Annotated in this window: 10 protein-coding genes; 6 read left to right on the plus strand and 4 right to left on the minus strand. The window is 59.3% G+C overall.

Features of this window, described 5'->3' with window-relative positions; genetic code table 11:
- Positions 1 to 156: 156 nt before the first annotated feature.
- Complete coding sequence (locus F6R97_RS28200) at positions 157 to 1,803, minus strand: GMC family oxidoreductase (protein WP_315867463.1); 1,647 nt, start codon at positions 1,801 to 1,803, stop codon at positions 157 to 159.
- 135 nt (positions 1,804 to 1,938) lie between these two features.
- Here F6R97_RS28200 and F6R97_RS28205 point away from each other — a divergent pair, with 135 nt between their 5' ends.
- From F6R97_RS28205 to F6R97_RS28215, 3 genes are all read left to right on the plus strand, one after another.
- Positions 1,939 to 2,823, plus strand: coding sequence for a LysR family transcriptional regulator (locus F6R97_RS28205; protein ID WP_050681633.1), 885 nt, complete (start codon positions 1,939 to 1,941; stop codon positions 2,821 to 2,823).
- Between the two features lie 209 nt (positions 2,824 to 3,032).
- Positions 3,033 to 3,239, plus strand: a complete 207-nt coding sequence (locus F6R97_RS28210; RefSeq protein ID WP_050681634.1) for a DUF4287 domain-containing protein — start codon at positions 3,033 to 3,035, stop codon at positions 3,237 to 3,239.
- A 382-nt stretch (positions 3,240 to 3,621) separates the two neighbouring features.
- Positions 3,622 to 3,981, plus strand: coding sequence for a DUF6124 family protein (locus F6R97_RS28215; RefSeq protein WP_038984216.1), 360 nt, complete (start codon positions 3,622 to 3,624; stop codon positions 3,979 to 3,981).
- A 132-nt stretch (positions 3,982 to 4,113) separates the two neighbouring features.
- Here the strand turns inward: F6R97_RS28215 and F6R97_RS28220 are convergent, their stop codons facing one another.
- The 3 genes from F6R97_RS28220 to F6R97_RS28230 all read right to left on the minus strand — a co-directional run bounded on the left by F6R97_RS28220 (position 4,114) and on the right by F6R97_RS28230 (position 8,175).
- A complete protein-coding gene (locus F6R97_RS28220) occupies positions 4,114 to 5,211 on the minus strand; it encodes a DNA alkylation repair protein (protein ID WP_315867464.1) in 1,098 nt (365 codons plus the stop codon).
- A 149-nt stretch (positions 5,212 to 5,360) separates the two neighbouring features.
- Positions 5,361 to 7,169 carry a monovalent cation:proton antiporter-2 (CPA2) family protein gene (locus F6R97_RS28225; protein ID WP_315867465.1) on the minus strand — a complete coding sequence of 603 codons (1,809 nt, stop codon included), beginning with the start codon at positions 7,167 to 7,169 and terminating at the stop codon, positions 5,361 to 5,363.
- Between the two features lie 115 nt (positions 7,170 to 7,284).
- On the minus strand, positions 7,285 to 8,175 hold the full coding sequence (locus F6R97_RS28230; protein ID WP_048394708.1) for a LysR family transcriptional regulator: 891 nt from the start codon (positions 8,173 to 8,175) through the stop codon (positions 7,285 to 7,287).
- 158 nt (positions 8,176 to 8,333) lie between these two features.
- On the opposite strand from F6R97_RS28230, the gene F6R97_RS28235 reads away from it, so the two are divergent.
- The 3 genes from F6R97_RS28235 to F6R97_RS28245 all read left to right on the plus strand — a co-directional run bounded on the left by F6R97_RS28235 (position 8,334) and on the right by F6R97_RS28245 (position 12,164).
- Entirely contained in the window at positions 8,334 to 9,416 is a 1,083-nt protein-coding gene (locus F6R97_RS28235) for a 4-oxalomesaconate tautomerase (RefSeq protein ID WP_048394706.1), read from the plus strand.
- Positions 9,417 to 9,512: 96 nt separating this feature from the next.
- Positions 9,513 to 10,817 (plus strand): CitMHS family transporter, encoded by a 1,305-nt coding sequence (locus F6R97_RS28240; protein WP_038984211.1) that lies wholly within the window; start codon positions 9,513 to 9,515, stop codon positions 10,815 to 10,817.
- A gap of 93 nt (positions 10,818 to 10,910) precedes the next feature.
- Positions 10,911 to 12,164 (plus strand): OprD family porin, encoded by a 1,254-nt coding sequence (locus tag F6R97_RS28245; protein WP_315867466.1) that lies wholly within the window; start codon positions 10,911 to 10,913, stop codon positions 12,162 to 12,164.
- Positions 12,165 to 12,249 lie beyond the last annotated feature (85 nt).

Consider the following 12,249-nt stretch of genomic DNA (forward strand, 5'->3'; position numbering starts at 1 on the left):
TTGTGGGCAGGTGCCGCTACTGTCGATGTATCGGGTGTACTCCTTCCCTGTAGGAGCTGCCGAAGGCTGCGATCTTTTGATCTTGATCTTCCAGCGCCTGCAAGGACGCCAAAAGATCGCAGGCTTCGCCAGCTCCTACATTGATTGCGTGTTGCTTCAGACCGGTGTGGTCTGTTGTTTTTCGGGGGGCACGCTCCTTGTGTCAGGGCTGAGGATCAATTGCGCAGCTTTCTCAGCGATCATCAACGTCGGCGAACAGGTATTGCCCGAGGTGATGCGCGGCATGATCGAGGCGTCGGCGATGCGCAGGCCGGGAATGCCGTGGACACGCAACTCGGCGTCGACCACCGCGTCCGCATCATTGCCCATCCGGCAGGTGCCCACCGGGTGGAAAATCGTCGTGCCGATCCGGGCGGCGGCTTCGTGCAATTGCTCTTCACTCTGCAAGCTGTCGCCGGGCAGGTACTCGACCGGTTTGAACGCTTGCAAGGCGGGCGCGGAGACGATGCGGCGGGTGAGTCGGATGGCATCGGCTGCCACTCGCAAGTCTTCGGGATGGCTCAGGTAGTTGGGCTGAATCAGCGGCGCTTCCCGCGGATCGGCGGAGCGAATGTCTATCCGGCCACGGCTTTGCGGGCGCAGATCGCAGACCGATGCAGTGAACGCGGGGAAGGCGTGCAGCGGCTCGCCGAAACGCTCCAGCGACAACGGTTGCACGTGGTATTCGAGGTTCGCCGAGGTTTGTTCCGGTCCCGAACGAGCGAAGGCGCCGAGTTGGCTCGGCGCCATGGACAGCGGGCCGCTGCGGTCATACAGATAACGCAGGCCCATGCCCATCTTGCCCCACAGCGTGCCGGCAATCTGGTTCAGGGTGCGGGCGTTTTCCAGTTTGTAGATCAGCCGCAGTTGCAGATGGTCCTGCAGGTTGCCGCCCACGCCAGGCAGTTCATGGGCAACGCCGATGCCCAGCTTTTGCAGGAGCGGGCGAGGGCCGATGCCGGAGCGCTGGAGAATGCCCGGTGAGCCGACGGAGCCGGCACACAGGACGATTTCCTTACGCGCCTTGAAGGTTTTCGCCTGGTCTTGACAACGTGCGCTGACCGCTGAGGCACGGCCGTTTTCCAGCAGCACGCGGTCGACTTCGACGTCGGTCAGCACCGTCAGATTGGCACGGTGGCGGATTGGTTTGAGAAACGCCTTGGCCGCGTTCCAGCGGATCCCGGCTTTCTGGTTGACCTGGAAATAGCCGCAGCCTTCGTTGTCGCCCTGATTGAAGTCATCGATGCTGGCGATGCCGCTTTGCTCGGCCGCCGTGCGGAAGGCGTCGAGGATCGGCCATGACAGCCGCTGCCGTTCGATCCGCCATTCGCCGGCAGCGCCATGAAACTCCGAGTCGCCGGCAAAATGGTTTTCGCTTTGTTTGAACAGGGGCAGCACGTCTTGCCAGCCCCAACCGGTATTGCCCTCGGCCGCCCAACCGTCGTAATCGCCAGCCTGGCCGCGCATGTAGATCATGCCGTTGATCGAGGAACAGCCGCCGAGCACCTTGCCGCGCGGATAGCTCAGGGCGCGGCCTTGCAGGCCCGGTTGCGTTTCGGTCTTGAAGCACCAGTCGGTGCGCGGATTGCCGATGCAGAACAGGTAACCCACCGGGATGTGAATCCACGGGTAGTTATCGCGGCCGCCGGCTTCGAGCAGCAACACCCGGTGTTGCGGGTTGGCCGACAGTCGATTGGCCAGCAAACAACCGGCCGGCCCGGCACCGACCACGATGTAGTCGTATTCATCAAGGGAAGTCTGCATCCCTGACCTCGTATTGTTGTTCTTGTTGTCGGTCATCCTAGTTGTTAGCTTTCGTTAAAAGAATGTTAGTTTTTACGCAGCTGCTGTGCGTTTTCAAACAGCGTCATTCACACGGCATAACGGCAAGGAGGGTTCATGTTCGACTGGAATGACCTGCGGTTTTTTCTCGAATTGCAGCGCAGCGGCCGCTTGCTCACCGCCGCTCGCCGTTTGAACACCACTCACGCCACCGTGGCCCGGCACATCGAAGCCATCGAAAAAAGCCTCGGCACCGCGCTGTTCGTCCAGCATGCCCAAGGCTACGAATTGACCCCGGCCGGCGAAGCGCTGCTCAAACACGCCGAAGCCATGGAAAACGTCGCGCTGCTGGCTCAGGAAGAAATCACCCAGTCATCCGCGCCGCTGGGCAAGATCCGCGTCGGGGTGACGGAAGGGCTGGGCATCATGTTCCTCGCCAGCCGCATGAACGGGCTGTTCGAACGCTATCCAGGACTGGAAGTGGAACTGGTGGCGGTGCCGCGCTTCGTCAGCATCCTCAACCGTGAAGCCGAGATCAGCATCCACCTCGAACGCCCGGCCGCCGACATGCTGGTCACCCGCAAACTCACCGATTACCGATTGGCGCTCTACGCCAGCCAGGCTTATCTGGACCGCTCGCCACCGCTGCGCAGCCGCGAAGACCTCGGCCGTCATGCGTGGATCGGCTACGTAGACGACTTGCTGTTCAGCCAGGAACTGATGTTCCTCAACAGCTTCTGCCGCAACCCTCAGGTGGTCTTCCGCAGCACCAGCGTCATCGCCCAGCAACAGGCCGCGCGCTCGGGCCTGGGGATTGCTGTGCTGCCGTGCTACATGGCCAGCGCCGATCCGGACTTGGTGCCGTTGCTGCCGGATGAAAGCATCCAGCGCAGTTACTGGATCAGTACGCGGCGCGAGCTGCACAAGTCCGTGCGGCTGCGGGTGTTGTGGGATTACGTGGTGGAGTTGTGTGAGCGTGAGCAGGGGTTGTTGCTGGGATAACAAAGATCAAAAGATCGCAGCCTTCGGCAGCTCCTACAGGGATAGGTGTAGGAGCTGCCGAAGGCTGCGATCTTTTGATCTTGGGAGAGTGTCGGATTCATTTCCAAAATGGTTCCCGCTGGACAGCGCAGCCGTCCTGGCCTTCAATTCGTGGGATGAAGACAAGGAGCGTCCACCGATACTCCGCCGCGAACAAAGGAGCTTGCCGCATGACCGACGACACAAAAGTGAAAGGCCCGGCGTCGTACTTCCCGTCAATCGAGAAAAAATATGGCCAGCCCATCAGCCACTGGCTGGATCTGCTTGGAACAGTGAGCGGTAAGAAACATATGGAAATGGTGGCCTGGCTGAAGGCTGAACACGGTATGGGACATGGCCATGCCAATGCTTTGGTTGCGTATTATTTGGCGAGTTGACCAACCTAGCCTACAGCCCATTTAAACAAGAAAAATCGCGATCGTTTAAATGAAGCTTGCAGTTACCACCTAAGGGCTACAACGCCTTGCGCCACCCCCTACACGTAAGACAGAATCCGCCGGCTTGTGCGTCTAGGGGTCGCTCGGTAACTTGATTCCTGTCACTGCTCATCAGTGATCGGGTCTGCAAGCCCGCCGGAATACCAGTCGCATAGCCCTGCCAAAGGACGCTCGTTTATGTCCGCGAAATGGCGGCTTTGTGCGGGAGATCTTCGGATCTGCCGGGTTCCTGGTTTCCCGGTCTTGCAGACCCGCACATAGCTGCCACCCATCATCTGCAAGTGATGCGGGTAGCTCCTAATGAACAATCAGGAGTTTCTTCATGATCAAACCTACGCCAAATCCGCCGGACACCGATCCGATATCCCCGTATGAACCCGATTCAAAAGAACTCAATGAGGCCGCCAAACGCGCCCTCGACTTCCACTTCCCGTCGAATGCCGACATCAAAGCCACCGCGCGTAAACCCAGCAAGCTATTTGCCGTGGACCCAGAGGCGACTACCGAAACCCTGGCGGTTTTTTTGGTCGAGACGCTGGCCTCGGTTGATGTGATGGTCCATCAGTTGGTGGATCATCTGGAAGGTGAGTCGCGGCACGCGCTGCTGGGCATTTCAAACAGCATCATGATGGCGGAGATCACCGCGAACCGGGTTCTGGATCACATTAATACGCCTGAGTAGGTGTGGGCTGCATTCCCATTGTAGGAGCGAGGCTTGCCCGCGAAGAACGATAACGCGGTATGCCAGACCTAACGCCTTCGCGGGCAAGCCTCGCTCCTACAGGGACCGTATTTCAAGCGAAGGCTGTGGCGCTCAGGCGAGGATTTCGAATGCCGTGCTGGCCAGCCGTTCGCCGTTGACCAGAACGTGCACGGCGTGCAAGCCCAGGTAATGCTTTCGGGTGGTGAGTTCTTTGATGTGCTGGCTACGTGCAATGGATTCGGTGGCTTTGCCGGGCAGCGTCGTCGCCTTGAGCTTGAACACCTTCGCCGATGTGCTGCCATTGGCTTTGACGTAATCAATCGCATAGTCAATCACCAGTCGCTGACTCTCCGGGACCGTGGATTTCACCGTGAAGGACAGGGTGATTTTCTCCCCCAGACGAATCACCGCTGGTTCGATCTTCACATCAATGATTTCAACCTCGGGCTTGCCCCCCGCGCCAATAATTGCCAGCGCCCGCTGGTTACCCTGTTTGATCAAACTGCGCAGGGCGTGTCTGGCGATCCACGCTGTGTGCTTGTTTTCCAGCGACCAGCCCTCGATCAGCGCCAGCACCCACTCGGGATGATCCTTGGTGATGTCATTGAGGTGGTTGGCCACGGATTTGCGCACGTAGAGGCTGTCGTCGGCCTTGAGGTTGTCGAGGATCGCAGCCGCCAGTGTCGGGTTGGCCTGGACCGGTTCCAGGCGGAACGACCAGGGCAGGCGCGGTCGGCTGCCTTCGCTGGCCAGGCGCCGGACGTGTTCGTTTTCATCCAGCGACCAATCGTGCATCAGCGCCAACGAGCGTTCGATATCGCTGCGCAAAAAATGCCGGATGGCGAATTCTGATGAGCCGAAGGTCGTGAAATATTTGAGCGCGTCCATCGACAGATCGAACGTGTGAGCGCCATATTTCGCGACGTAGTGCGGCAAAAACATGCTGACGAAGGCGCTGTTCAGGCGCGGGGCGAGGGCGCGCAAAATGTCGAGGGATTCTTCATAACCGAGCAGCAACACCGCGTGCAGGCATTCGCTGACGCGTGCCATGCGTTGCATGACTGACAAATCCGCCAGGCCGGTTTTGGTCAGTTTCAGGAAGGCCTTGGCATCGAAGCCGGGGTAGACCGCCGTCATCTCGGTGGCGATGTGCGCGAGGCGTTCGGCGTTGAAGATTTCCTTCAGGGCGGGGGAGGTCTGGTCAGCCATGGTGAGTTCCTTGGAAATTCCGTTTACCGCGTTATCGTTCTTCGCGAGCAAGCCCGCTCCCACATTGGATCTATGTTGGCCGCAAAGCTTGTGGCTGGCTCGGTCAATGTGGGAGCGGGCTTGCTCGCGAAGAGGCCCTCACAACCGCCTCAAATCTTACCCGCTTCCTCTTCCAACTGATCCGACTCAAACAATTTTGCCAATTCCGCCCGCGATTCCTGTGCGGTCTGCATCACCTTGGCCGCATCGTCATACACCGCATGCTGGGCCTCCAGCACCTGTTCATCGTGATGGGTAAAGCGCTTGATCCGCGCATCCGCCTGGGCCTGCGTCAGACCCAGTCCGACTAAGGTCCGCCGGGTCATTTCCAGGCTGGAGTAATAGGTTTCCCGCACCGCCTGAGCCCCGACGTCCACCAACCGGTGCACATGCTGACGGTTTCGGGCGCGGGCGATGATTTTGATGTGCGGATAGAGCTTGTGTACCACCTCGGCCGTCTTGATATTGGTCTCCGGATCATCGGTGGCAATCACGAAAAACTCCGCTTGCTCGACCTTGGCGGCGCTGAGGATTTCCGGGCGCATCGGGTCGCCGTAGAACACCGGAACGCCGCCGAAGCTGCGCGACAGTTCGATGGTTTCCACCGACGTGTCGAGGGCGACGAACTTGATGTTCTGCGCCCGCAGAATCCGCGCTACGATCTGCCCCATACGGCCCATGCCGGCAATCACCACGCGTGGTGTGTCGGTATCGATTTCACGAAATTTCTCCGGCACCTCCACCGGTTGAACCTTGGGTTTGACCAGTCGTGCGCAGGCCAGCAACAACAGCGGTGTCAGCGCCATCGACAGGGTGATGGTCAGCACCAGCAAGTCGTACAGACGCGGCTCGAACAAGCCCTGATCCCGGCCGATCTTGAACACCACAAAGGCAAACTCACCACCGGCCGCCAGCACGATGCCCAAGCGAATCGCATTGACCTTGCCCAGGCCCCCGGCCAGTCGGCCGACCACAAACAGCAACGGCAGCTTGATGGCGATCAGCAGCACGGTCAGCCCCAGCACCGCAATTGGCGCACTGAGCAGCAAACTCAAATTGGCGCCCATGCCGACGCTGATGAAAAACAGCCCCAGCAGTAGCCCCTTGAACGGCTCGATCTGCGCTTCCAGTTCGTGGCGATATTCGGAATCCGCCAGCAGCAAACCAGCGAGGAATGCACCGAGTGCCATGGACACGCCAACCAGGTCCATCAGCCACGCTGTACCGATCACCACCAGCAATGCGGTGGCGGTGGACACCTCCGGCAAGCCAGTCTTGGCCACCACGCGAAACACCGGTCGCAGCAAATACCGCCCGCCAATCACCACCACCGCAATACTGCCTAGCACCCGCAAGCCATGGTTCAGATCTTCGGCGGCACTGCTGGTGTGGTCGCCGCCGGCCAGCAGCGGCACCATCGCGATCAGCGGGATCGCGGCGATGTCCTGGAACAGCAAAATCGCGAACGCCAACCGTCCGTGAGGGCTGGTCAGTTCTTTGCGCTCGGCCAGGCTTTGCAAACCAAATGCAGTGGACGACAACGCCAGGCCCAGGCCCAACACGATGGCGCTATTCAGGGATTGGCCGAACACGAACAACGCCAGCACACCAATCACCGAACCGGTCAACAGCACTTGCGCCAGGCCAACGCCAAACACCGATTTGCGCATCACCCACAAACGTCGCGGCGACAGCTCAAGGCCGATGATGAACAGCAACAACACCACCCCGAGCTCGGATATGTGGCTGACGCTTTGCGGATTACCGATCAAGCCCAACACCGACGGCCCGATGATCACCCCGGCAAACAGATAACCCAATACAGCCCCCAGTTGCAGGCGCTTGGCCAAGGGGACGGTGAGCACCGCCGCGAATAAAAAGACGACAGCGGCTTGCAACAGGTTGCCTTCGTGGGGCATGGCGAAACTCCAGGGTGTGGCAGGCGAGAGCGGCGCTCGCCCGATTTTCAGCGGGGCGTCAGGATAAAGGCTGGCGTCCTTTCAGTCAGCAAGGAGGTTGCTGAGAATTTACGGTTTAGTGGGGCCATTGTTCTAGCAGGATCGAAACGAACTTCTCCGCCGCCGGCGATAACGATGCGCCCCGACGGTACACCAGGCCGAGTGTCCGGTTCACTACAGGATCGGTGAGCGGAATGCTCACCAGCGTCGGGTGATCCGCCGTTGGCATGGCGAGGCTCGGCATCGCGGAAACTCCCAGACCGGCTTCGACCATGCCCAGCGAGGTGGACAAATGCTGCACCTCATAGAACCACTGCGGACGCCAACTCAGGCCCGACAAGGCGTGGTCCAGGATCATGCGGTTGCCGCTCAGGCGCCCGACCCCGATCAACCGGTAATCGCTCAATTCTGACCAGGTCACAGACGTCCGCCCGGCCAGTTCATGGTCACGGCGGCAGGCAAGGACAAAGGGCTCGTTGACCAGTGAAACGAATTCGATGTCCGGGTGCTGGCCGCTCATCATGTTGATGCCGAAATCGGCTTCCCCCCGCAACACCGCTTCGAGCCCTTCATTGGCGCTGAGGTCGAGCAAACGGATGCGGATTTTCGGGTAGCGTTCGTTATAAAGACGAATCACCGACGGCAGGAAGTAAAACGCAGCGGTTGGAATGCAGGCAAGGGTCACCTGACCGATTTGCCGTTCGGCCAACTCCCGGATGTTCAGGATCGAATCGTCGAAGTCATCCAGCAATCGGCGAGCCTTGGGCAGGAAGTCGCGGCCGACACTGGTCAGGCTGACCTTGCGCGTGGTTCGGTCGAGCAACATGGTCCCCAAACCCTCCTCAAGTTTTTTTATCCGCCGACTCAACGCCGGTTGTGACAGATGCAGGGCATCGGCAGCCTCATGAAAACTCCCCAGTTCGGCGATTTTCACGAAAGATCGGATGTCCTGAAGTTCATATTCCATGTTCTATCTCGTCGAGGAGGGCGCTGAATCACGGTAAAACTTTCTTTTGTGAAACGCAATAATTGCTCTGATCTTTGCATTGGAAACACAATTATTTCCCTGTCACTCTTGTTTCCAAGACATCAATTACCTCGATTGATTAACAAGAGTTAGTAGTCATGCAACGAATTCCTTGTGTGCTGATGCGCGGTGGTACCTCAAAGGGGCCGGTATTTCTTGCTTGGGATCTGCCGGTATCGATTCAAGAACGCGATGAGCTGTTGCTCTCGGTGATGGGCTCCGGTCATGAACTGGAGATCGACGGCATCGGCGGTGGCAGCCCGCAAACCAGCAAGGTCGCCATCGTCAGCCCTTCGTTACATCCCGATGCCGATGTTGATTACTTGTTCGTCCAGGTCATGGTGTCCCAGCGTCGGGTGGATACCGCCCCCAATTGCGGCAATATGCTTTGCGCGGTCGGACCGTTTGCCATCGAGCAAGGCCTGGTCAAGGCGGCCGGCGAGCTGACCCGCGTGCGGATTCGCAACCTCAACACCGGCACCTTCGTCACCTCTGACGTACAGACGCCAGACGGTAAGGTCAGCTATGAAGGCGACACCGCCATCGATGGCGTGCCTGGCAGCGCGGCACCGGTTCAACTGACATTCCTCGACGCCGCTGGCAGCAAGACCGGCAAGCTGTTTCCAACAGGCAGCGTCCAGGACTGGTTCGATGACATTCCAGTGACCTGCATCGACATGGCCATGCCGATGATGATCATCGAGGCGCGTCACCTGGGCAAACGTGGCGACGAAACGCCAACCGAGCTGGACGCCGACAAAGACTTTCTGCAGCGCCTCGAAGCCCTGCGGCTGCAGGCCGGTATGGCCATGGGCCTGGGCGACGTCAGCGACAAAGTCATCCCCAAGCCTGTGCTGGTATCCAAGGCGGTGGCCGGTGGCACGTTGCAGGTTCGCTATTTCATGCCACACAACTGCCACCGTGCGTTGGCCATCACCGGTTCCATCGGTATTGCCACGGCGTGTGTCAGCGAAGGCAGTGTGGTCGCGCAGATGCTCGGCAATACCGGCGGGCCGCGTCTGCAACAGGTGCGAATCGAGCATCCGAGCGGCGGCATCGATGTCGTATTGTCCTACACCGGTAAGAACGGTAAGACTATCCGCGCCTCTGTTGTTCGTACCGCTCGAAGGCTGTTTTCCGGCTTTGTGTATGCCCCGGTTTCCCAACGGTTCGCCGGGTAGTTTTCCCGCGTAGTCACCGCAGTTTTGCATCAGAAAGTTCGGGGTCGTTCGCCTGCGCGTCGGCCACGCATTCCATAACAACAAGAGAGTTGCCCTATGCTCGCCTTACTCGGCTTGGCCATGGTGGTTGTGTTCACGTTCCTGATCATGACCAAGCGTCTGTCACCCATCGTTGCGTTGACCGTTGTTCCGATTGTCTTTGCGGTGATCGGTGGCTTTGGTGGGACCACCGGAAAAATGATGCTCGACGGCCTGAAGATGGTCGCACCGTCGGCGGCACTGCTGCTGTTCGCGATTCTGTTTTTCGGTTTGATGATCGACTCGGGGTTGTTCGATCCACTGATCCGCAAGATTCTCAAACGGGTCAACGGCGACCCGATGAAAATCGCGGTCGGCACCGCGCTGCTGTCGTTGACTGTCGCCCTGGACGGTGACGGCACTACCACTTACATGATCACCTGCGCGGCAATGTTGCCGTTGTACAAGCGCATTGGGATGAACCCGATGATTTTGGCGACCGTTTCCATGCTGTCGTTGAGCATCATGAGCGGCATGACCCCTTGGGGCGGCCCGGCGACCCGGGCGATTGCCGCGTTGGGGCTGGATGCCGGGGCGTACTTTGTGCCGTTGTTGCCGACCATGATCGGCGGCGCTGCGTGGGTGGTATTCACTGCGTTCCTGCTGGGCCGCGCCGAGCGTAAACGCATTGGCAACGTCCAGCTGCAAAGCGGCGGGAGTGATTGCTATATCAAGGCGATTCTTGAGGACACGCCGCACAAACGCCCGAAACTGGCCTACGTCAACCTGTTGCTGGTGACGGCGGTGATGGTCGCGCTGGTGATGGGACTCATGCACTCGGCAATCCTGTTTCTGATTGGCTTCGTGCTGGCGCTGATGATCAACTACCCGCAACTGAACATTCAAAAAGAGCGCATCCTCGCGCACTCCGGCAACGCCATGACGGTAGTCCTGCTGGTGTTTGCGGCGGGTATCTTCGCCGGGATTTTCTCCGGAACCAAAATGGTCGACGCCCTGGCGCAAACTCTGGTGGACTGGATTCCACCGTCCTGGGGGCACCTGTTCCCGCTGGTGGTGGCGATCACCAGCATGCCGTTGACCTTCGTACTGTCCAACGATGCCTATTACTTCGGTGTGGTACCGATCCTCGCCAACGCGGCGGCGGCCTACGGGATCGATCCGGTGGAAATCGCCCGGGCGTCGATTCTTGGCCAGCCGGTGCACTTGATGAGCCCGCTGGTGGCCTCGACCCTGTTGCTGGTGGGGATGGTCGATCGCGACCTTGGCGACTTCCAGCGCGCCACCTTCAAATGGGCGGTGCTCACTTCCCTGGTGGTCACAGCTTTAGCCCTGCTGACCGGGGCCTTGACGCTGTTCGCCTGATTCACCCCCGACTCGCCTTGATAGAACTCCACGCGCCCGATGACGGACGCGCGGTCACGTGCATCCATAAAACAATAATATGAGTAGTTCGACATGACCCACTTTCTGACTCGCGGGGCTCTTCTTCCTCTTCTGGGTGTGTTGCCGATGGCCACTGCCGGTGCGAGTGATTTCATCGACGACAGCAAGTTGAAGTTGCAACTGCGTAACGTCTATATCAACGAAAACTTTCGCGATGAGCATGGCTTGAGTGCGCGTTCAGCCAGAACCGCCAAAAGTGAGCGCACCGAGTGGGCCCAGGGTTTCCTGCTGGATTTCCAGTCGGGGTTCACCCCCGGCACTATCGGTTTCGGGGTCGACGCATTGGGCCTGCTGGGTGTCAAACTCGATTCCGGGCGTGGCCGCAGTGGCACCGGTCTGCTGCCGGTGCACGATGACGGCCGTGCCGCCGATGAGTTTGCCAGTGCCGGGGCGGCGGCCAAGGTCAAACTGGCCAAGACCACCCTCAAGTACGGCACTTTGCTGCCCAAAAATCCGGTACTGATCTACAACGATGCGCGCTTGCTGCCGCAAACCTACGAGGGGGGGCAAGTCACCAGTACCGACATCGAGAACCTGACCCTGACCGGCGGCCATCTGGACCGATTCAAACTGCGCGATTCCACCGACAGCGTGTCGATCGTTCCTGACGGTTATTCAGGCGACAAAGGTGGCGATTTCACCTACGCCGGTGGTGACTACAAACTCGGCAAGCACACGCGTCTGAATTACTTCTACGGCGAGCTGGAAAACTTCTATCGGCAGAATTTTGCCGGCATCCAGCACGATCTGCCGTTGGGTCCCGGGGTGTTGACCGGTGACCTGCGCTATTTCAACAGCAAGGATGCGGGCCGTGCCTACGCCTCGAAAATCGATAACGACATGCTCAGCGGCCAGTTGTCCTACGCGGTGGCGGGGCACACCTTGGGTGGCGGTTACCAACAACTCAGCGGTGACGCCGGGCTGCCGTACATCAGCGGTGCGACGGTGTACTCGTTCAGCAACGCAGGCATCGGCAAGTTCATCGAGGAGGACGAGAAGACCTGGATGCTCAGTTACGCTTACGACTTTGCGCCGTTGGGCGTGCCCGGGCTGACGTTCATGACCCGTTATCTCAAAGGCAACGATGGCAACTCTGATACCAACATCAAAGAGTCCGAACGCGACACGGAGCTGGCCTATGTGGTCCAGAGTGGCACGTTCAAGGGCGTTGGCGTGAAGCTGCGCAACTACGTCTACCGTGCGGACTTCGCGCGCGGACGTGACAGCAACCGGATCTATTTCACCTACGATATTGCCCTCTGGTAAGGGCGCCGAGCGGGGTCTAACTGAATAAGTTGCCAATCGCCCGTATTTCTGGGAAAACGACGCCCATGAAGCCCTGTTCGGGCAA

This window comes from Pseudomonas sp. JV414, from assembly GCF_032424305.1.
GTDB lineage: Bacteria > Pseudomonadota > Gammaproteobacteria > Pseudomonadales > Pseudomonadaceae > Aquipseudomonas > Aquipseudomonas lini.